The organism is Pseudomonas sp. H1_F01, from assembly GCF_054681425.1.
The window spans coordinates 2690516-2711984 of the sequence record NZ_CP162823.1; the positions used below are offsets into that span (position 1 = coordinate 2690516).

Here is a 21469-nt window from a genome sequence, read left to right on the forward strand (position 1 = left end):
CGGTATCTTGGGAGCGGATGCCATGAAACATTTCTACATAATTACGCATTAATAATGGTTGTACGACGTCGTATCTAATATGTTCGACTGTGGCCGTTTCTCACAAAAAAAATAAACGGAGATTCCATCCATGACGAGCATTCCTTCCGCTGAAGGCCAGGCTGCGGCGTCCACGCAAGGCCGTTTCGTTCGCCTGCTCAAGCTTCTCGGTCCCGGCATCATTGCGGTCCTTTCCTGGCTGGGCGCCGGCGACTTGATCACTTCATCCGTGGCCGGCGCGAATTATGGCTACGCGATGATGTGGGTACTGGCGGTCTCTCTGCTGCTGCGTTACCTGATCGTCAACATCATCGCGCGCTTCCAGCTCTGCAATAACCAGGGCATGACCATCCTGCAAGGTTATGCCCAGCTCAATCCGTTTTTCGCCTGGTTCCTGTTGGTGTATGCGTTGCTCATGGGGCACCTGATGAACGCCTACATGATCAAGGGGGCTGGCGAAGCCTTGGCCATGTTGCTCAAGATCGACTATCCAATGCTGTGTTCGGTGGCTGTGGTGTTGGCGGTGTGGATGCTCGTCGGGCGTAATATCTATTCGATGATCGAAGGCGTGATGAAAGGGCTGCTGGCGATCATGACGCTGGCGTTCCTGGCCCTGGCGGTGATGTCCGGCCCGGATGTCGCCGGCATTGTCAGAGGCACCATCGGCTTCAGTATCCCGCCCGATGAAGGGGTGCACGGCGCGTTGCTGGTAGCCGTCTCGGTGATCGGTGCGGTGGCCGGTTCGATCGCCAACTTCGTTCATCCGTATGTCATGCGCCAGAAGGGCTGGGTAGGGCCTGAACACAAGCGTATCCAGCGTAACGACCTGCTGTTTGCGGTGTTTGTCGGGATCATCATCAACCTGGCCATCTGGATCGTCGGCGCGGAAATCCTGCGGCCCAACGGCATCGAGGTCAACACCCTGGGCGATTTGGGCAAGGCCCTGGAAATGTTCTTCGGTTCGATCGGTTGGTACGTGTTCTTTATCGGTGTGTTTGCCACGCTGTTCGCCAGCATCTCCGGCAAGACCACGGCGTTCCCGATGCTCATCACCGACGCCTTCCAGCACGTACGGCCCGAGCGCCGGGAACGTTACGGCAAAGAGTTCCACCGTGACCCGATGCACAAATGGTTCATGCTGTTCATTCTCGTGACGCCACTGATCTGGTCGCTCCCCGGCATGCCGGACTTCGTCACGCTGACCATCGGCGTCAACGCGCTGAACATCATCGGCTTGCCGGTGATTTCCCTGGGCCTGCTGATCATGTCCAACCAGAAGTCCCTGCTGGGCAAGGAATACCGCAACAACCTGTTCGAGAATATTGCGCTGGTGTTTGCCACCGGCCTGGCGTTGTGGGTTGCGTTTCAGTTGGGCGTCGATCTGTTCACCTGAGGCCCGGTAACCTGCAACTTTCGGGGGGACTGCTAGACTTTATCGTCCAGTCCCATTTGGAGAGCCGGCATGAACAATAAAAACAGGATATGCCTCTGGTACGACGGTACCGCACAGGAAGCTGCGGAGTTCTACGCCAAGACGTTTCCCGACAGTGCGGTGAACGCTATCCATCTTGCCCCGGGCGATTATCCGTCGGGCAAGCAAGGCGATGTGATCACCGTGGATTTCACGGTGATCGGCATCCCTTGCATCGGCCTCAACGGCGGGCCGACGTTCAAGCACAACGAGGCTTTTTCATTTCAGATCGCAACCGATGACCAGGCCGAAACGGACCGCTTGTGGAACGCGATCATAGACAACGGCGGCCAGGCGAGCGCCTGCGGCTGGTGCAAGGACAAGTGGGGGCTGTCGTGGCAGATCAGCCCTCGCGTGTTGGTTGACGCGGTCACCAGTTCCGATAAAGCGGTCGCCAAGCGTGCCTTCGAGGCCATGATGACGATGACCAAGATCGACATTGCCGCGATTGAAGCCGCGGTGAAAGGCTAGCCGACGAATCACCACCATCATTCCCCCTGTGGGAGCGAGCTTGCTCGCGATAGCGCCGGCACAGCCAACATTGATGCAAACTGACCCACCGCTATCGCGAGCAAGCTCGCTCCCACATTGGTGGGTGGTGACTTCGATTTTGCGACCAGCACAGATCCCCCTGTGGGAGCGAGCTTGCTCGCGAAGGCGCCGGTACAGCCACCTTGATGCAGCGGACCTATAGAGTGGTTTCAGGCAACCTGGCTATCACCTTGATCTCGAACTGAAACCCATACAGCCACGTCACGCCCACCGCCGTCAGCGTCGGATGCGGCGCGCTGCCCCAGAACTCGGGCACGACGCTCCAGACCCGCTCGAAGGTTGATTCGGGGTCGACCATGAAGACCGTGACGTCCACCACATCGTCAAAGCTGCAATCGGCCGCGGCGAGTATCGCCTTCAGGTTGTTGAACGCCAGCCGAACCTGAGCTTCCAGGTCGGGCTCCGGCGAACCTTCTTCGGTGCTACCAACCTGTCCCGAGACGAACAGAAAACCATTGGACCGAATCGCCGGCGAATAGCGATTACGCTCATAGAGTGCCCGGCGTCCAGGCGGGAAAACCACGTCGCGCTGTGTCATGAATACCTCCATCAAAGAGTGGGTTCCAAACGATGAACTCACTCTAGGGGCTTGTGTCCAGGCGATAAACGAGCAACCTTGGCGATCACTGTTTGTAGAAACCAAACAATCGGATCGACACCCGAGGCACAAATGGATCGTTTTGATGCGATGCAAGCGTTCGTTCGAGTCGTGGAGGCGGGCAGCTTCACCAAGGCGGCTGAAACCCTGCACATGAGCAAGACCACCGTGACCCAATTGGTGCAGCAGCTCGAGGCACGGTTGCGGGTCAAGTTGCTCAACCGCACCACGCGCAAGGTCAACGTCACCGCCGATGGCGCGGTCTATTACGAGCGGGTGATCCGGCTGCTGGCCGACATGGACGATGCCGAGACCAGCGTTTCCGGCGCCCAGGCGTTACCTCGCGGGCGACTGCGGGTGGACGTGCCGAGCCCGCTGGCGGCGATGATCCTGATACCGGCCTTGCCAACGTTCTACGGGCGATACCCGGACATCCAGATCGACATGGGCGTCAGCGATCGCATCGTCGATATGCTCGATGAGAATGTCGATTGCGTGGTGCGCGGTGGTGAGTTGAGGGATCAGTCGCTGATCGCCCGGCGTGTCGGCGACCTTGCCCTTGGTGTCTTTGCCGCGCCGAGTTACCTGGCACGGTTCGGCATGCCCGCGCATCCGCGCGAACTGGAAGATTCGCACCACCGCACCGTGGGTTTCCTGTGGGCACGCACCGGCAAATCCTTGCCCTACGCCATGCGTCGTGACGGTGAGCTGCTTCACGTCAAAGGGCGCTACGCGCTGGCCATCGACGACGGCAACGCTTACCTCGCGGCCGGTTTGGCAGGGCTGGGCGTGCTCTGGCTGCCCAAGTACATGTCCGGGCCTCATCAAGCGCAGGGCGGGTTGGTGCCGCTGTTCGAAGACTGGCACCTCGAGCCGATGCCGCTGTATTTGGCCTATCCCCCGAACCGGCACATCAGCGCCAAATTGCGGGTGTTCATCGACTGGGTCGTGGAGCTGATGGCGCAACATGCGCCTATCATTGATCGACATGTATCTTGAAAGCCGACTGCCCAGTGTGTAGAGGAGACCCACCATGGACCGATTCACCGGTGGTTGCCTGTGCGGCAACGTTCGCATCCAAGCCTCGGGCCGTCCGTATCGGGTTGGCCTCTGTCACTGCCTCGACTGTCGCAAGCATCACGGCGCGCTCTTCTACGCTGCCGCCGTTTTTCCCCAGGATGCCGTGACGATCGAAGGTGAAACACGGGATTATGCCGGACGCTTTTCTGCCCTCGCTGCGGCTCGTCGCTGTTCGCCCGCTCGGGTGACGAAATAGAAGTGCACCTTGGGACGCTGGACGCCCCCGATCAACTGATGCCCACCTACGAAAGCTGGACCGTGCGCCGTGAGTCCTGGCTGCCGGCGTTTCTGCTCACCCGACACTACGAGCATGATCGCGAGTGGACAGGGCGGGCCGAGGAGTAGGGCGGTCATTCGAAGCCGACAATCGCCTTGATCTCCAAATACTCCTCGAACCCGTGAACCCCATACTCACGACCATTGCCCGAACGCTTGTACCCACCGAACGGTGCCATCGGGTTCCACGCCGGGTAGTTCAACAGCACTTGCCCTGCGCGAATACGCGACGCAACGGCGCGGGCAAGATCAAGGTCCTGGCCCTGGACATGCGCGCCCAGCCCATAGACGGTGTCGTTGGCGATGGCGACGGCTTCATCCAACGTGTCATAGGCAATGATGCACAGCACCGGGCCGAAGATTTCTTCCTGGGCGATGCGCATGGCGCTGTCGACCTGCGAGAAAACCGTGGGGCGGGTGTAGAAGCCTTGTTCGAGACCCTCCGGGCGTCCTGGGCCACCGCAGACAAGCTTGGCACCTTCATTCATGCCCACTTCGATCATGGCTTGCACGCGATTGAACTGGGCCTCGTTGGCGATGGGACCGAGCACGGTTGCTTCCAATTGTGGATCGCCCACGATGATCGCGTTGGCGGTGGCAGCAGCCAACGCCTCGACTTCCGCCAGGCGGTTCCTTGGCACGATCATTCGGGTCGGTGCGCTGCACGATTGGCCGACGTTGCGAAATGCCGACATCACGCCCGGCGGCACGGCCTTGGCGAAGTCGGCGTCGGGCAACAGCACGTTCGGTGACTTGCCGCCCAACTCTTGGGTAACGCGCTTGACTGTAGGGGCGGCGGCCTGGGCCACCAGTGCGCCGGCGCGGTTCGAGCCGGTGATTGAGATCAGGTCGATGTCGGGATGCGCCGCCATGGCCGCGCCGACCTCGGCACCGCTACCGTTCACCAGGTTGAAGACGCCGGCAGGCAGGCCAGCGTCATGCACCAATTGTGCGAAGAGAAGGGCACTCAGGGGCGACAGTTCGCTGGGTTTCAACACCACCGTGCAACCGGCGGCAATCGCCGGGGCGACTTTGGCGGTGATTTGATACAGCGGCCAGTTCCACGGCGTAATGAGGCCGCAGACGCCGATGGGTTCGCGTTGAATGGCCGTGCCATGCTCAATCTTCTGGAAGTTGTAAGTGGACAGCACATTGCGGGCCACCCGAACGTGTTCGGCGGCCAGCGGCACTTGCATGGCCCGTGCGAAGCCGATGGCCGCGCCCATTTCCAGCGAGAGCACCTGGGCCAGTTCTTCTTTGCGTTCAAGGATCAGCGCATGGATCTTTCCCAGGATCGCCACGCGCGCTTGCACCGAAGTGGCGGACCAGTCGGGAAATGCTGCGCGAGCCGCCGCTACGGCGCGGTCAACGTCTTCGCCGGACCCTCGGGCGACCTCGGCAATGACTTGCTCGGTAGCGGGATTGACCACGGGCAGCGTGGCCGGGTATGCCGGAGACTGCCAGTCACCATTGATATAGAACTGCTGGGACGTAGGCGGGGTGTTCAAAAAGGGGGTGGTCATCCAACGGGCTCCCATAGAGCGGTGATAGCACTGCCGGCGACAGATCCTGAGGCCGTTTTCTTCTCGATAAACTAACAAAGCGGCCCGGATGGGATATGCCGTTCTCAAGCCTGGCAAAGAAGAATCTGCTGTATCTGCCGGGCTAACTTGGCAAAAAAAGTGGCAGTGTCCGTCCGGGGCAAAAAGGGCGCCCAGTCGCTTGTGTCATATGAGTCTGCCGGTGCCAGGCGTGCTCATCTGAGGCATTGTCAGGGCGGTCGGTTCGGTGAACCGGCGAATATCAAAGGGGCTGATCAGGGTGCGGGTGCTGCCGGTGCTGATCAGCTCGGCCATGACGTCGCCGACGCCGGGGCCGAGCTGGAAGCCATGCCCGCAGAACCCAAAGGCATAGAACAACCCCTTGACCTTGCCGCTTGGCCCCATGATCGGCAGCGAGTCTGGCGTATAGCTTTCGATGCCGCTCCACACCCGGATAATGTTGAGGTTCGCCACCCCGGGCAGCAGGCGGCTCATCTGATGCATCTGGTTGAGCAGGCTCTCGGGCTTGAAGTAGGCGCGACGGTTGATCATGTCCGGTTTGCAGCGGTTACCGCCGCCGATGATGAGGTTGCCTCGGGGGATCTGCCGGAAATAAATCACCTCCTCCTTTATCTTGGTGAACACGCCGATCACGGTCGGCAAGGCATAGGGCACCGGCTCGGTGACCGACATCTGTGGGCCATTGGCTTCCAACGGCACCGCTTCGCCGAATTGTTCGGACAGCTTCGCCCCCCACGCGCCCGCCGTGATCAGCAGTTGCTCGGCGATGAATAGCTGGCCGTCGGTGGTGGTCACGTGGAATTGGTCATTCACCTTTTGCACCGTGGCGACTTCTGTTCGCTCGCGGATGCTGGCCCCGGCCCGTGTCGCCGCGCGGGCAAATGCCGGGGCGGCCAGGCGCGGGTTGGCGTGGCCGTCGTGAGGGGCGTACGAGCCGCCCTTGACCTGCGCGCCGAGGAACGGGAAACGTGCGTGCAAGGCCTTGCCGGTGATGATCTGCAAGTCCAGTTCGCGGGCTTCGGGGGCGGCGGCGTAGGCTTCAAGCTCGGCGATTTCGTCCTCGCGATAACAGACGCGCATATGGCCGCTGGGGATGAACTCCAGGTCATCGCCAATCAACTCGGGGAGCCGTTTCCACAACCCGTACGAGCGATTCGACAGTTCCAGCTGGCCGAGGAATCGCCCTTGGCGTCGCACGTTGCCGAAATTCACGCCACTGGCGTATTGGCCGATCAGGTCGCGTTCCAGCAGGGTCACCGAGTGCCCACGCTGGCGCAGGAAAAACGCCGACGCCGACCCCATGATGCCGCCGCCGATAATCAGTACATCGCTTTTTTCTGGCTTCATGATGTTCTCTCATTCCCAGCCAGCGCTTCGATTTCGATCAGGTACCCATGGTGCAAGGCGGGGACGGGCACCACCGCGCGCGCAGGCCGGTGTTCGCCGAGATAGCGGGCGTAGATCCGGTCGAAAGCCGGCCAGTGTTCGATGCCGGCGACATAGACCGTCACTTTCAGCAGGTCGCTGGGGCTGCGGCCTGCTGCGCCGAGAATCGCCATCAGGTTGTCCAGGGCGATGGCGGCTTGCACTTCGAACGGTTGGTCGACGCTGTGGCTGCCATCGGTGCGTATCGGCAGTTGCCCGGACACGTACAAGACGCCCTGGTGCAAGACCGCTTGGGCGTAATGTCCGCCCGCAGCGGCCGCCTGGGTTGTGTGAATCAACTCGATTTCACCAGCCATGCAGACGACTCCAGGTGTGCACCGCGCCCGAGGCATCGCAGGCGCGGTAATCAGGGAATTGCGCACCGGTGGCGCAGGCGTGGTTGGGCAGGATGCGCAGGCGACTGCCGATGGGAAACCGCTCGGTGATATCGATGTCCGCGGGACTGGAAAGGGTGACGATGCCGTGCTCCTGGTTGGCGCTGGTGAGCAGGGCGCCTTCGATCCAGTCGCCAGCTTCGCTGCACACTTGCCCATACCCGAAATCCCGTTGCTGGCGCTGCGTACCCCGATCACGACTCATGGCCATCCAGCCGGCATCGGTGATGATCCAGCCTTTGTCCGGCTGGTGACCGATGACTGTGGTCAGTACGCTCAGGGCCAGCTCATCCGCCTGGCAAACACCGATGTTGTGCATCACCAGGTCGAAGAATACATAGACGCCGGCGCGCACTTCAGTAACGCCTTCCAGGCTTTGCGCCGAAAGTGCCGTGGGTGTGGAGCCGATGCTGACCTCGGGGCAGGCCAGCCCGGCTGCGCGGATGCGTTGGGCGGCGCTGACGCAGAGGTGGCGTTCTTGTTCGGCCAAGGCTTGCAGCGCTTGGGGCGTATCGAGCTCGTAGCTGGACCCGGCGTGGGTCATGACGCCGCAAAGCTGCATGCCGCCTTCGCTGAGTCGCCGCGCGATGTCGACAAGTGCATCGTCTTCAACGCGCACGCCGGACCGATGACCGTCGCAATCGATCTCGATCCAGACCTCGAAACGTTCGTCGTGCTGCCTGCCGAACTCGACGATGGCCTGCGTCGCCGCCAGGCTGTCGGTCAAGATGCTCAATCGACAGCCCTTGCGCCGCAGCGTCAGGGCCTGGGCCAGTTTGCCGGGTGCCATGGACACGGCATAAAAGATGTCGCGGATGCCTTCGGCGAAGCAATGCTCGGCTTCTTTAAGGGTCGACACGGTGATGGCGCTGGCGCCTGCTGCAAGCTGCGCCCGAACCACCGGCAGGCATTTGCTGGTCTTGATGTGCGGGCGCAAACGCACGCCCAAGGCGTCCATGCGTTGTTGCATGCGCTGGATATTGCGCTGCATTCGCGGCACATCGATGAGCGCGACCGGGGTATCGAGGGAAGCAATTGAGACTGGCATGAACGAGACTCGCGGGTGAAAGACAGGCTCGACTCTACTCAGTCATCGTAAAGCCGTGGTTCAATGCGCTGTCATCAATCATTAAGTTGAACTGAATGATCAGCCTCGAAGACCTGCGCATGGCCGTGACGCTGGCACGCTGCGAATCGTTGAGCGCCGCTGCCAGGGCCCTCAATGTTTCGCCGCCGGCGCTGTCCATGCGCCTACGCAAACTGGAGACGCTCCTGGGCATGACCCTGGCCAATCGCGACGCCCGGCGGCTGAGCCTGACCGCCGACGGCGAGCGTTTCTCGCGCCAGAGTGCGCTATTGCTGGAACAGCTGGAGGCGCTTCCCGAATCGTTCAGGCAGCAAGACGATCAACTGGCCGGCACTCTCAGGCTGGCGGCACCGTTCGGCTATGGACGCCAACGCCTCGCGCCGCTGCTGGCCCGTTTTGCCAGGTTGCACCCGCAGCTATGCCTGCATCTGGATCTTCGGGAAACGCCCTGGCCTGACCGTCATGACAGCGATGCGGTGATTCACATCGGTCACCTGAGCGACAGCCAGTGGGTCGCCCGACCCCTCACGCAAAATGACCGATGGCTGTGCGCCAGTCCCGCTTACCTGGAGCAGAACGGCACACCGCTAGCGCCGGAGCAACTCGCCGAGCATCGCTGCATCTGTATTCGTGAGAACGATGAAGATGTCACCCTGTGGCACTTGCGCAATGCGCACGGGCGCAAGACCCTGCGGATCAAGCCTGCCTTGTTGAGCAACGACGGCAGCGTGGCCCGACGCTGGGCCGAACAGGGCCTGGGGCTGGTGCTGCGTTCGCAATGGGACGTCAGCAAAGCCATCGCCGACGGCCGCCTGGTACGGGTGCTCGCCGATTGGCAATTCGACAGCGCCCCAATCAACCTGCTGGTGCCCTCGCGCAAACTGCGCAGCGCGCGGGTGCAGGCGTTGGTGAGCTTCCTGGAGGCCGAACTGAAGGTCTGAATAGGACACTGCTCCTACCGACCACCGCCATCGCGAGCAAGCTCGCTCCCACAATGGATCTGCGGCGTTCCTTGAACCGGTGTCCACCACCATCCCCCTGTGGGAGCGAGCCTGCTCGCGATGACGCCGGCCCATTCACCGCGGATGCTGAAGCTGCTGCGCCAAGCGTAGATTCTGCCGAAAACAACTCTTTGCAGAGCCGTTTGGCGCACCATAAATGCCCCCAAACCCACAGAAACACGGGCACGACGCCCACGCCTGGAGCATCCCGCAAAGTCTGCTGAGCGAGCCCCGCAAAACGGTGGTTTGTACCAAGCGGCCGGTATTTTTAACGATTTATCCACGGTCTCATGGTGTTGTAATGAAAACGTGATGCAGCGTTGCACCGATGCCTCACGAAAGGCGCCATCGTTCGCCTCGTCGAGCCTTCAACAACAATCCAGGACCGCACTCATGAGCTTTCTTCGACCCAAGTACATCACCTTCGACTGCTACGGCACGTTGACCAATTTCCAGATGGGCACCATGACCCGCGAGCTGTTCGCCGACCGTGTCGACGCCGGGCAGATGGACCAGTTCGTCAAGGACTTCTCCGCTTATCGCCTGGACCAGGTGATGGGTGACTGGCGGCCCTATGATGAAATCATCAAGACCTCCCTGATGCGGGTCTGCAAGCGTTGGGGCGTCGAATATCGTGGCGAAGGCCAGCTCTATTACGACGCCGTGCCAACCTGGGGCCCCCACGCCGATGTACCGGCGGGCCTGTCGAAAATCGCCGACAAGATCCCCCTGGTGATTTTTTCCAACGCGATGGACGAGCAGATCATGTCCAACGTCGACAAGCTCGGCGCACCTTTCCATAAAGTCTTCACGGCCCAGCAGGCCCAGGCCTACAAGCCGCGCCTGGCCGCCTTCGAGTTCATGCTCGATAACCTTGGCTGCGGACCGGAAGACGTCCTGCATGTGTCGTCGAGCTTCCGTTACGACCTGATGTCGGCCCACGACATGAAGATCAAGCACAAAGCCTTCGTCGCCCGCGGTCATGAACACCCGGCCAACGCTGCCTTTGGCTACCACCAGATCCCGGACATCGGCGGGTTGCCCGCGCTGGTCGGGCTCTGAGTCTCGACGCACGCTTGAAGGCGAAAGGGGTTAGACATGGGCAGTGAGTCCTATTGGCTCGACACCGCACCGGCGTTCACCGGTGCTCAACTCGGCGGATTGCCCGGGCAGGTCGATGTCGCCATCGTCGGTGGCGGCTTCACCGGCCTGGCGGCGGCGCGGGCCCTGGCCTTGAAGGGGGCCAGCGTGGCGGTGCTGGAAGCGGGCAGGGTGATTGGCGAGGCGTCAGGGCGCAACGGCGGGCATTGCAGTACCGGCGTGGCCCAGGATTACGCGGCACTCACCGCCAGCCTCGGCGCCGACAAGGCTCGGGCGTATTACCAAGCCTATGAAAGCGCCGTGCAGAGCGTCGTGACGCTGGTGGAGCAAGAGCAGATTGCTTGCGACCTCAAGCGCAACGGCAAGCTCAAGCTGGCCGCCAAGCCGATGCACTACGAAGGGTTGGCGCGCACCTGTGAATTGATCCGCAAGGAAGTCGATGCCGAGGTCGAGCTGCTGTCGGCCCAGGAGACGCGGGAGGAAGTCAATTCGGCGCAGTTTCACGGCGGCCTGTTGCAGCGCAATGGCGTGCAGATGCATGTCGGGCGTTTCGGCGTCGGCCTGGCGGAAGCGGCCGCCCGTCACGGTGCGTTGATCTTCCAGGGGGTGGCGGTGCAGGACTGGAAGACCAGTGCCGGCGGTTATCGAGTCAACACCAGCAAAGGGACGCTGCAGGCCTCGCAGATCCTGCTGGCGACCGGCGCCAGTCAGCAGGGCGGCCTGGGCTGGTATCGGCGGCGAATCGTGCCGGTGGGCAGCTTCGTCGTCGCTACCGAGGTCCTGCCCCAGGCGCTGATCGACAGCCTGCTGCCGGCCCGGCGCTCCTATGTCACCAGCCGCATGATCGGTAACTACTTTCGCCTGACCCCGGACAACCGTTTGCTGTTTGGCGGTCGTGCGCGGTTTGCCATGTCCGACAGCGTGTCCGACGCCAAGAGCGGCAAGGTGCTGCAAGCGGCGATGGTGCAGATGTTCCCGCAGTTGGCGAACACCCGGATCGACTATTGCTGGGGCGGCCTGGTGGACATGACCTCCGATCGCCTGCCCCGGGCCGGCCAGCATGGCGGGGTTTATCACTCCATGGGCTACAGCGGCCACGGTGTGCAGATGTCGGTGCACATGGGGCAGGTGATGGCCGAGGTCATGGCCGGCAAGGTCGAGGCCAACCCTTGGCGCGAACTGGATTGGCCGGCCATTCCCGGGCACTTCGGCAAGCCTTGGTTTTTGCCGCTGGTCGGCGCGTATTACCGCTTGCAGGACTACCTGCACTGAGTTTCACCGCGTTGTTTGGCGTTTCAACCACGTTGCGTTAACGCACGTAATCGAGCCCTATCATTTTCCGAAAGGTAGAACTGACATGAGTGACAATAAAAACGGCATCAAAGACCAGTTGATCACCGGTACAGAAAGTCTGCGTGTTTTCGAAGGGCTCAACCGCGGCATGTCGCGCCGCCATGCATTGCAGATGCTCGGGCTGGCCGGTGTGGCCGCGGCGGGTGCCGGCAGTCTGTTCGGTGCCGCCGGCAAGCTGCTTGCCGATGAGCAGGCAAGCCCCGGCAAAGGCAAGCCCGGCGGGCGTATCCGCGTCGCCGGTATCTCCAGTTCCACCGCCGATACCCTGGACCCGGCCAAAGGCTCATCGTCCACGGACTACGTGCGTCATTACATGTTCTACAACGGCCTGACGCGTTTCGACAGCCACATGGTGCCGCAACTGGAACTGGCCGAACGCATGGACACCACCGACGCCACGCTCTGGGTGATTACCCTGCGCAAGGAAGTGACCTTCCACAACGGCAAGGGCCTCACCGCCGCCGACGTGGTGTTTTCCCTGATGCGTCACAAGGACCCGATCACCGGTTCCAAGGTCTTGCCGCTGGCCGAGCAGTTTGCCGAGGTCAAGGCTACCGGCACCCATGAAGTGCAGATACGCCTGAGCGGCCCGAATGCCGAGCTGCCGTCGATCCTTGCCGTATCCCACCTGTTGATCGTCCCCGAGGGCACCAGCGACTTCAACCAGGGCATCGGCACCGGCCCGTTCAAGGTCAAGGAATTCAAGCCTGGGGTGCGTTCCATCGGTGCGCGCAACACCAACTACTGGAAGCCTGGCCTGCCGTACCTCGACGAAATCGAATTCATCGGCATCGGTGACGAACCGTCACGGGTCAACGCGTTGCTGTCGGGCGACGTGCAGATCATCAATGAGGTCAACCCGCGCTCGACCACGCGCATCAAGGACAGCACCACCCATCGCGTGGTGGATTCGCCGTCGGGTAACTACACCGACCTGATCATTCGCCAAGACCAGATGCCCGGCCAGAGCCCGGAGTTTACCGAGGCGATGAAACTGCTGCTGGACCGCGAACAGGTCAAGTCGGCGATCTTCCGTGGGTTCGCCAGGGTCGGTAACGACCATCCGATTGCGCCCGGCTCTCGTTTCTACAACGCCGACCTGCCGCAACGGACCTACGATCCGGAGAAGGCCCGTTTCCTGCTGAAGAAGGCCGGCATGGAAAACATCAGCATGCCGGTGATGTGCTCGCCGGCCGCCACCGGTTCGGTCGACGTTGCCGTGCTGCTGCAGCAATCGGCCAAGGAGGCCGGGCTCAAGCTCAACGTCAATCGGCTGCCGAGCGACGGCTATTGGTCCAACCACTGGGCCAAGCACCCGCTGAGCTTCGGCAACATCAACCCGCGGCCTAACGCCGACATGTTGTTCTCGCAGTTCTTCCAGTCCACGGCACCGTGGAACGAATCCGGCTGGAAAAACCCGCAGTTCGACCAGTTGCTGATCCAGGCTCGCGGTGAAACCGATGAGGCCAAGCGCGGGCAGATGTATGCCGACATGCAGACCCTGGTGCATGACCACAGCGGCATCGGCATCCCGGTGTTCATCAGCAACATCGATGGCGTCGACCAACGCGTCAAGGGTTATGGCACCAACCCGCTGGGCGGTTTCATGGGCTATATGTTCGCTGAGCAAGTCTGGCTTGACGCTTGATGCGTGTTGTCTTGCGGCGTGACATGGCACAAGGGGTAGGGAGATGAATAGCAACACACTTTGGTTGATCGGCCGGCGCCTGGGCGCTGCGGTCGTGACCCTGTTGATCGTATCGATGGTGGTGTTCGCCATTACGGCGGTGTTGCCGGGAGACGCGGCGCAACAGTCCCTTGGACAGTTCGCCACGCCTGAGCAAGTGGCGGCGCTGCGGGTGAAGATGGGCCTGGACCAACCGGGTGTGTTGCGCTACCTGCACTGGTTGATGAGCCTGCTCAGCGGCGACATGGGCGTGTCGATCTCCAACGCCACGCCGGTCAGCGAGTTGATGGCTGGCCGGGTGCCCAACACGCTGATGCTGGCGGCGGCCACGGCGCTGGTGTCGGTGCCGGTAGCGTTGATCCTGGGCATCGGCTCGGCGATGGGGCGAGGAGGGCGCATCGACGGCTTCCTGAGCTTCTTCACCCTGACGATGGTGGCGGTGCCGGAGTTCCTGGTCGCCACCCTCGCCGTGCTGATTTTCGCGGTGAACCTGGGCTGGCTTTCGGCGCTGTCCTATTCCAGCGAGATCACTTCGCCGCTGCAATTCATGCGCACCTATGCCTTGCCGGTGATGACCCTGTGCTGCGTCATCGTCGCGCAAATGGCGCGCATGACCCGGGCGGCGGTGATCGATCAACTCGACAGCCCCTACGTGGAAATGGCCCGCCTCAAAGGCGTGAGCCCGGTGCGGGTGGTGCTGCGCCATGCCTTGCCCAATGCCATCGGGCCGATCGCCAATGCCATCGCCCTGAGCCTGTCCTACCTGCTGGGTGGGGTGGTGATCGTCGAGACGATTTTCAACTATCCCGGCATCGCCAGCTTGATGGTCGATGCCGTGACCAACCGCGACATGGCGTTGGTCCAGGCCTGCACCATGCTGTTTTGTACGGCGTACCTGGTGTTGGTGCTGGTGGCTGACCTGTGCGCGATCCTGTCCAATCCGAGGCTGAGAAACCAATGAACAATCTCATTGTGAAATCCCCGCCTGCGGCGCCCGAACTGGCCTTGGGCAAGGTGTCGCGCAAAACCCCCTGGCTCGGCCTGATCGGCGCCGCGATGTGTGTGATCTGGTTGCTGGTGGCTATCTTCGGGCCATGGCTGGCGCCGCACCCGGTGGGGGAAGTGGTCTCCGACAATGTCTTCGACAACCTCAGTGCCGCTTATCCGCTGGGCACCGATTACCTGGGCCGCGACATGCTCAGCCGCATTCTGGTGGGCGCGCAGTTTACCGTTGGCCTGGCGTTGGTGGCGGCGGTGCTGGCCAGTGGGCTGGGCACCAGTTGCGCGTTGCTGTCGGTGGTTTCGCCGAAGTGGCTGGATGAGCTGATCAGCCGCCTGATGGATGCCTTCATTTCGATCCCGAGCAAGATGCTCGCGCTGATCATGGTCTCGGCGTTCGGCTCGTCAGTGACCCTGCTGGTCTGCACGGCGGTGCTCAGCTTCATGCCGGGGGCGTTTCGTATCGCCCGCAGCATGGCGGTGAACATCGAGGCCCTGGAATACGTGCAAGTGGCCCGCACCCGTGGCGAACGCCGGCTGTACATCGCCTGTGTGGAAATTCTGCCGAACATGCTCAACCCGGTGCTGACCGACCTGGGCCTGCGTTTTGGCTTCATCGTCCTGCTGCTCAGCGGCATGAGCTTCCTCGGCCTGGGCGTGCAACCGCCGGATGCCGACCTGGGTTCGCTGGTGCGGGAAAACATCGGCGGCCTCAACCAGGGCGCGCCGGCCATCGTGATTCCAGCCCTGGCCATCGGCACCCTGACCATCGGCGTCAATCTGTTTATCGACCGCTTGTCTTCGCGGCGCAACCGACGTACGGGAGGCCATTGATATGAGCCAGTTGATCCGAGTCGAGAACCTGCGCGTGGTCGCCTGTGGCGAGCGCAGCGAGGTGGAGATCGTCAAGGGCGTGAGTTTCTCCCTGGAGAAAGGTGAAGTGCTGGCGCTGATCGGCGAGTCCGGTTCGGGCAAGACCACCATCGCCCTGGCGCTGCTCGGTTATGCCCGGCGCGGTTGTCGCCTGGCGGGTGGGGTGGTGCAGATTGGCGAGCACGACATGCTCGCCTTGAGTGAGCGCGAGCTGCAAGGCCTGCGCGGCAATCGGGTGTCGTACATCGCCCAAAGCGCCGCGGCGGCGTTCAACCCGGCCAAGAAACTCATCGACCAAGTGGTGGAAGGTGCGTTGATCCATGGCCTGGGCAGCCGTGCCGTGCTCGAAGCCAAGGCCATCGAACTGTTCCGCGACCTGGCGCTGCCGGATCCCGAACGCATCGGCCAGCGTTATCCCCATCAAGTGTCCGGCGGGCAACTGCAGCGGGTGATGGCGGCCATGGCGCTGATCAGCGATCCGCTGCTGGTGGTGCTCGATGAGCCGACCACGGCCCTCGATGTGACCACCCAGATCGACGTGCTGCGTGCGTTCAAGCGGGTGGTGCGCGAACGTGGCGCGACGGCAGTCTACGTGTCCCACGACCTGGCCGTCGTGGCGCAGATGGCCGACCAGATCGTGGTGCTCAACGGCGGGCAGATCTTCGAGCAGAGCGCCACCGCGCCGCTGCTCAAGGGCCCGGCTCACGCCTACACCCGCAGCCTGCTGGCGGCGGCACGGCCGGACACGACGATTCGCCCGCCATGCGGTGTGGCCGAAGACACGCCACTGCTGACCATCAAGGGCTTGACCGCTGGCTACGGCAACAAGAACCAGCACGGCATGCCGGCGATCCGGGTGCTCGAAGACATCGACCTGACCGTGCGCAGGGGCCAGGCCATCGGTGTGATCGGTGAATCAGGCTCTGGAAAATCGACTCTGGCGCGAGTGGTGGCCGGGCTGTTGACCCCGGCCCTGGGCGGGCTGACGTTTGACGGTCAGCCGCTGGGCGGCAGCCTGTCCGAGCGCACGGATGAACAGTTCCGGCGCATCCAAATGGTGTTCCAGAACGCCGACACCGCGCTCAACCCGATGCACAGCATCAGCACCATCCTGAGCCGGCCGTTGAAGATGTATTTCGGCCTCAAGGGCGCGGCGCTGCGTGAGCGTATCGGCGAATTGCTCGACCTGGTGCGTCTGCCACGGGACATGGCCGAGCGCCGCCCGAGCGAACTCTCCGGCGGACAGAAACAGCGGGTCAACCTGGCCCGGGCGCTGGCGGCCAAACCAGACCTGATCCTGTGCGATGAAGTGACCTCGGCCCTCGACACCGTGGTCGGCGCGGCGATTCTCGAACTGCTGCGCGACCTGCGCCAGCAACTGGGGGTGTCCTACTTGTTCATCAGCCATGACATCTCCACGGTGCGGGCGCTGTGCGACGACATTGTGGTGATGTACAGCGGCCATAAGGTTCAAGAGGGTAGCCGGCAATCGTTCGCCCAGGCGCCGTTCCATCCCTACACCGACCTGCTGATCCACTCGGTACCGGAGATGCGTCAGGGTTGGCTGGAAAGTTGTGGCGCCACCACCTGCGGCACGCTGCCGGCGTTGGGCGCGCGCGCGGAGGTGCCGGAGCTGTGCACCTTCCTCAATCGCTGCCCGGCGCGGGTCGATGGCCTGTGCAACCACACCGCGCCGCCCCGGCGGATTATCGACGGCGGCAGCGAGGTGCTCTGTCATCACGACAGTGCCGAGTTGCTCAAGCGCCAACAGGATTCAAACAGCATGATCGTGGGAGCCTACGCATGAACGCGCGTTTCGTGAGGTTGGCCGAAAAGGGCCGGCCCGTCGTCAAATTGAAAGTGGATGGCGTCTCGGTCGAGGCGTTGCAGGGCGACACCCTGATGGTCGCATTGCTGACCCACGGCCCGGCGTTGCGCCAGTCGGAATTCGATCCGGGCAGCCGGGCCGGTTTCTGCCTGATGGGCGCCTGCCAGGATTGCTGGGTCTGGACCCGCGGCGGCGAGCGCCTGCGAGCTTGCTCCAATGAAGTGCGCGAAGGGCTGGACATCATTACTCAACAACCGGAGGCGATATGGCCACTGCGCGGCTGAACACGCATCGAGTCGTCATTGTCGGCGCCGGACCGGCCGGCATCCGTTGCGCCCAGACCCTGGTCGCTGCGGGCTTCAAGCCGATCCTGCTCGACGAAAACCGTCGCGATGGCGGGCAGATCTGCCGGCGCCAGCCCGAAGGGTTCACCCGCAGCTACGCCACGCTGTACGGCACCGAGGCGGACAAGGCCCGTGACCTGCACGAAAGCTTCGACCGCTTGCGCCCGCAGATCGACTACCGTCCGGACACCCTGGTGTGGAACCTGACACCCGGGCAATTGTGCTGCGTCAGCCAGGGCCAGCACACGACGGTGGATTACGACGCGCTGATCCTCTGCACCGGCGCCACCGACCGCCTGATGCCCATCGAGGGCTGGCAGTTGGGCGGTACCTACAGCCTCGGCGGCGCGCAGATCGCCTTGAAGGCCCAGGCGGTTTCCATCGGCCACCGCGTGGTGTTCATGGGCAGCGGACCGTTGCTGTATCTGGTCGCCAGCCAATACCTCAAGGCCGGCGCCAACGTCGCGGCAGTGCTGGACACATCGCCGCTGGGCCAGCGCATCAAAGCCTTGCCCAAACTCATGGCGCGCCCGAGCTTGCTGTTCACCGGCATGAAACTGTTGGCGCAGTTGTACCGGGCGAAGATTGCTGTGCACTTGGGTATTTCGCCGCTGCAAATTCTGGGTGAGGCGACCACCGGTGTCAGCGGCGTGCGGGTTCGTAGCGCGAGCGGGGAAACCTTGACGGTGGCGTGCGACGCGGTGGCGCTGGGTTATCACTTGCGCCCGGAAACCCAACTGGCCGACCTGGCGGGCTGCCGCCTGCGCTTTGACGAGGCCTCCAGCCAATGGCTGCTGGACACGGACGAGGAGGGGCGGACCTCGGTCAGCGGTGTCTACGCCGCCGGTGATGGTTCGAAGATCCGTGGCGCCGATGCAGCCGAGCATGCCGGGCGCCTGGTCGCCTTGGCGTTGTTGAGCGATCTGCAGCAGCCGGTGGACGCCGCACTCGTCGCCGAACAGCGCCAGGCGCTCAAGGTAATGGATGCGTTTCGCCTCGGCCTGGCCCAGGCGTTTCCCTGGCCAGCGGCACAAGCCAAGGCCTTGCCGGACGAGGCCATCGTTTGCCGCTGCGAGATGATCAGCGCCGGCGAACTGCGCCGCACGGTCAGCGAAAAGGGCGCCTGTGAAGTCAACCGGGCCAAGGCGTTCAGCCGGGTCGGCATGGGCCGCTGCCAGGGGCGTTATTGCTCCCAGGCCGGGGCCGAAGTGATTGCGGCAGCAGCGGGTGTCCAGGTGCAGGAGGTGGGGCGCCAGCGTGGTCAGGCCCCCGTGAAACCACTTTCGATGCTCACTCGGGAGGTGACGCCATGACGCTGAATAAAGCCGATGTGGTGATTGTCGGCGGCGGCCTGATGGGTTCGGCGGCAGCGTTTTTCCTGCGCCAACGGGGGCAGTCGGTGATCCTGCTGGAGCGTGACCAGATCGGGCAGTACGCCAGCGGCGTGAACTTCGGCAACGTGCGGCGCCAGGGGCGTTTTCTCGGGCAACTGGAACTGGCGAACCGGTCCTGGGCGCTGTGGAAACGCTTGCCGGAGCTGATCGACGACGACCTGGAGTTCGTCGCCAGCGGGCACATGCGCGTGTGTTATCGCGAGGATGAAATACCCGAGCTTGAGGCTTACGCAGCGGCACCGGAAGCGGCGCAACTGGACTTGCAGATCTATCGCGGCAGCGAGCTGCATGCGCGTTTTCCGTTTCTCGGCAAGGACGTCAAGGGCGGCTCCTATGCGCCCCACGACGGTCACGCCAATCCGCGTCTGGCCGCCCCGGCGTTTGCCCGGGCGGCGCGGCGACTCGGTGCGCGCATCGAGGAACGCACCGAGGTGGCCGAGGTGCAGAAGGTCGGTGACGGGTTCAGCATCAGCACCACCGATGGTCGTCAGTTCAGCGCCGCGCAACTGTTGATTACTGCGGGCGCCTGGGGCCAGAAGCTCTCGGCGCAGTTCGGCGAGCCAGTGCCGCTGGAGCCCAACGGACCGCAGATGGCCGTCACCGAACCGGTGCCTTATGCCTTGCCGACGGTGATCGGCGTGTACACCAAGATTCCTGAAGAAGTGATCTATTTTCGCCAGATTCCCCGGGGCAATATCGTCATCGGCGGCGGCTATCGTTGCAAGCCGGACATGCTCAACCGCCGGGCCTATGTCGAGCCGCGCAGCATCCTCAACCAACTGGACCAGATGCGTCGCCTGCTGCCGGGTGTCGGCAATCTCAACATCATCCGCGTGTGGAGCGGCATCGAAGGCTACCTGCCCGATTCCCTGCCGGTGATGGGGCCCAGTGGCAACGTCGATGGCTTGTACTATGCGTTCGGCTTCAGCGGCCATGGCTTCCAGCTCGGTCCGGGCGTTGGCGATGTCATGGCTGAACTGATCAGCACCGGCAGCACTCGAACCTTCATCGAGCCGTTCTCCATCCGCCGGTTCGCCCTTTCCGCCGAGCAACGGAGCAAGGCCTCATGAAACCCCGCGTGTTAGCCATTTTCGAACGCCTGCTGGCGTTTGAAACGGTCTCTTCAGAATCGAACCTGGCCCTGATCGAGTACGTGCGCGAGCTGTTGCTGAGCAAGGGTATCGAGTCGCTGATCGTCAAGGATGAGAGCGGCAAGAAGGCCAACCTGTTCGCCAGCACCGGTCCGCGTGAGTTGCCCGGGGTCCTGCTGTCCGGCCACACCGACGTGGTGCCGGCGGCGGGGCAGGCCTGGACCGTTCCGGCGTTCCAGGCGACCGTGCGCGATGGACGGGTGTACGGGCGTGGCAGTTGTGACATGAAAGGTTTCATTGCGCTGGCCATCGACGCCATGCTCGATGCCGCTGACCACTCCTTGAACCGGCCATTGCAACTGGCGCTTTCCCATGACGAAGAGATCGGTTGCGTGGGGGTGCGGCGCTTGCTCGATGTGCTGCACCTGGCGCCGGTGCGACCGTTTCTGTGTGTGATTGGCGAGCCGACCAACATGCAGTTCGTGCTCGGCCACAAGGGCAAGGGCTCCTATCGCACCTACTGTCGCGGCCTGGAAACGCACTCATCGCTGGCACCGCGCTCGGTCAATGCGATTCACGTGGCCTGCGATTTCATCGCGGCGTTGCGCCAGAGCCAGCAGCAATTGCAGGAACAAGGCGCCCAGGACGCGGATTACGATGTGCCCTACAGCACCGTGCATGTCGGGCAGATTGTCGGCGGCAAGGCACTGAACATCGTGCCGAACCTGTGCACCCTGGATTTCGAAGTGCGCAATTTGCCGGACGACGATCTGGACCTGTTCCTGGAGCAACTGCGCGAGCGCGCCGAGGTGATCGTGCGCGAGGCGAAAAAGCTCTCCAGCGTCGCGGACATCGAGATCGAAACCCTCAACGTCTATCCGGGGCTCGACACCCACCCGAGCGTCGAAGCCGTGCGCTTCCTGAAAAACTTCGCCACCCCGGACACCGGCACCGCCAAGGTCTCCTTCGGCACCGAAGGCGGCCTGTTCAAGCAGCGCCTGGACGTGCCCGTGGTGGTCTGTGGCCCAGGCTCGATCGAACAGGCGCACAAGCCCGACGAGTTCATCGAGATCAGCCAGATGGAGGCCGGGGAGCGGTTTCTGGAAGGGTTGCTCGGCTCGCTGAAAATCTAAGCCCTGCACAAAACAAAAGGTGGGAGCACACCTGTGGGAACACACCTATGGGAACACACCTGTGGGAACACACCTATGGGAACACACCTGTGGGAACACACCTATGGGAACACACCTGTGGGAACACACCTGTGGGAGCACACCTGTGGGAGCACACCTGTGGGAGCAAAGCTTGCTCGC

The 21469-nt window shown here is 62.7% G+C and carries 19 protein-coding genes and 1 pseudogene; 15 read left to right on the forward strand and 5 right to left on the reverse strand.

All coding sequences use genetic code 11. The features are described 5' to 3' along the window. The first annotated feature begins 130 nt into the window (after positions 1-130). On the forward strand, positions 131-1432 hold the full coding sequence (locus tag AB4O09_RS12480; protein WP_003203225.1) for an Nramp family divalent metal transporter: 1302 nt from the start codon (positions 131-133) through the stop codon (positions 1430-1432). A gap of 69 nt (positions 1433-1501) precedes the next feature. Continuing rightward, entirely contained in the window at positions 1502-1981 is a 480-nt protein-coding gene (locus tag AB4O09_RS12485) for a VOC family protein (protein WP_013693684.1), read from the forward strand. Positions 1982-2198: 217 nt separating this feature from the next. Here AB4O09_RS12485 and AB4O09_RS12490 read toward each other — a convergent pair whose 3' ends face one another. Then, positions 2199-2600 carry a RidA family protein gene (locus AB4O09_RS12490; protein WP_003203221.1) on the reverse strand — a complete coding sequence of 134 codons (402 nt, stop codon included), beginning with the start codon at positions 2598-2600 and terminating at the stop codon, positions 2199-2201. A gap of 132 nt (positions 2601-2732) precedes the next feature. Between AB4O09_RS12490 and AB4O09_RS12495 the strand changes: the two genes are divergently transcribed. Together AB4O09_RS12495 and AB4O09_RS12500 are read left to right on the forward strand one after the other, a co-directional pair. Then, complete coding sequence (locus AB4O09_RS12495; RefSeq protein ID WP_003203219.1) at positions 2733-3659, forward strand: LysR family transcriptional regulator; 927 nt, start codon at positions 2733-2735, stop codon at positions 3657-3659. Positions 3660-3693: 34 nt separating this feature from the next. Next, a pseudogene (locus tag AB4O09_RS12500) lies at positions 3694-4085 on the forward strand (GFA family protein). 5 nt (positions 4086-4090) lie between these two features. Here AB4O09_RS12500 and AB4O09_RS12505 read toward each other — a convergent pair. The 4 genes from AB4O09_RS12505 to AB4O09_RS12520 form a co-directional block, all read right to left on the reverse strand. Next, the gene (locus AB4O09_RS12505; protein ID WP_460108275.1) at positions 4091-5539 is read right to left on the reverse strand and encodes an aldehyde dehydrogenase family protein; all 1449 of its coding nucleotides are present in this window, start codon (positions 5537-5539) and stop codon (positions 4091-4093) included. Positions 5540-5743: 204 nt separating this feature from the next. Beyond that, on the reverse strand, positions 5744-6925 hold the full coding sequence (locus AB4O09_RS12510; RefSeq protein ID WP_003203213.1) for an NAD(P)/FAD-dependent oxidoreductase: 1182 nt from the start codon (positions 6923-6925) through the stop codon (positions 5744-5746). After that, on the reverse strand, positions 6922-7320 hold the full coding sequence (locus AB4O09_RS12515) for a RidA family protein (protein WP_013693677.1): 399 nt from the start codon (positions 7318-7320) through the stop codon (positions 6922-6924). Before AB4O09_RS12515 ends, AB4O09_RS12510 begins: the two co-directional genes overlap by 4 nt. Next, a complete protein-coding gene (locus AB4O09_RS12520; protein WP_003203210.1) occupies positions 7310-8446 on the reverse strand; it encodes a DSD1 family PLP-dependent enzyme in 1137 nt (378 codons plus the stop codon). Before AB4O09_RS12520 ends, AB4O09_RS12515 begins: the two co-directional genes overlap by 11 nt. 95 nt (positions 8447-8541) lie before the next feature. On the opposite strand from AB4O09_RS12520, the gene AB4O09_RS12525 reads away from it, so the two are divergent. The 11 genes from AB4O09_RS12525 to argE all read left to right on the forward strand — a co-directional run bounded on the left by AB4O09_RS12525 (position 8542) and on the right by argE (position 21289). After that, the gene (locus tag AB4O09_RS12525) at positions 8542-9426 is read left to right on the forward strand and encodes a LysR family transcriptional regulator (protein WP_060613970.1); all 885 of its coding nucleotides are present in this window, start codon (positions 8542-8544) and stop codon (positions 9424-9426) included. Between the two features lie 453 nt (positions 9427-9879). Next, positions 9880-10548: a haloacid dehalogenase type II gene (locus AB4O09_RS12530; protein WP_003203206.1), complete on the forward strand. Its 669-nt coding sequence runs from the start codon at positions 9880-9882 to the stop codon at positions 10546-10548. A 36-nt stretch (positions 10549-10584) separates the two neighbouring features. Next, positions 10585-11859, forward strand: a complete 1275-nt coding sequence (locus AB4O09_RS12535) for an NAD(P)/FAD-dependent oxidoreductase (protein ID WP_013693673.1) — start codon at positions 10585-10587, stop codon at positions 11857-11859. 85 nt (positions 11860-11944) lie between these two features. Then, a complete protein-coding gene (locus tag AB4O09_RS12540) occupies positions 11945-13588 on the forward strand; it encodes an ABC transporter substrate-binding protein (RefSeq protein WP_003203203.1) in 1644 nt (547 codons plus the stop codon). A gap of 43 nt (positions 13589-13631) precedes the next feature. Next, complete coding sequence (locus AB4O09_RS12545; protein WP_003203201.1) at positions 13632-14588, forward strand: ABC transporter permease; 957 nt, start codon at positions 13632-13634, stop codon at positions 14586-14588. Further along, positions 14585-15460, forward strand: coding sequence for an ABC transporter permease (locus AB4O09_RS12550; RefSeq protein WP_027912020.1), 876 nt, complete (start codon positions 14585-14587; stop codon positions 15458-15460). Before AB4O09_RS12545 ends, AB4O09_RS12550 begins: the two co-directional genes overlap by 4 nt. Position 15461: 1 nt before the next feature. Further along, positions 15462-17306 (forward strand): ABC transporter ATP-binding protein, encoded by a 1845-nt coding sequence (locus AB4O09_RS12555; RefSeq protein ID WP_003203195.1) that lies wholly within the window; start codon positions 15462-15464, stop codon positions 17304-17306. Then, positions 17303-17611 carry a (2Fe-2S)-binding protein gene (locus AB4O09_RS12560; protein ID WP_003203193.1) on the forward strand — a complete coding sequence of 103 codons (309 nt, stop codon included), beginning with the start codon at positions 17303-17305 and terminating at the stop codon, positions 17609-17611. The genes AB4O09_RS12555 and AB4O09_RS12560 overlap by 4 nt, the downstream gene beginning before the upstream one ends. Continuing rightward, the gene (locus AB4O09_RS12565) at positions 17593-18984 is read left to right on the forward strand and encodes an FAD/NAD(P)-dependent oxidoreductase (RefSeq protein WP_460108277.1); all 1392 of its coding nucleotides are present in this window, start codon (positions 17593-17595) and stop codon (positions 18982-18984) included. The genes AB4O09_RS12560 and AB4O09_RS12565 overlap by 19 nt, the downstream gene beginning before the upstream one ends. Beyond that, positions 18981-20135, forward strand: coding sequence for an NAD(P)/FAD-dependent oxidoreductase (locus AB4O09_RS12570; RefSeq protein WP_027912021.1), 1155 nt, complete (start codon positions 18981-18983; stop codon positions 20133-20135). Before AB4O09_RS12565 ends, AB4O09_RS12570 begins: the two co-directional genes overlap by 4 nt. After that, positions 20132-21289 (forward strand): acetylornithine deacetylase, encoded by a 1158-nt coding sequence (argE, locus tag AB4O09_RS12575; RefSeq protein WP_460108279.1) that lies wholly within the window; start codon positions 20132-20134, stop codon positions 21287-21289. The genes AB4O09_RS12570 and argE overlap by 4 nt, the downstream gene beginning before the upstream one ends. The last annotated feature ends 180 nt before the right edge of the window (positions 21290-21469 follow it).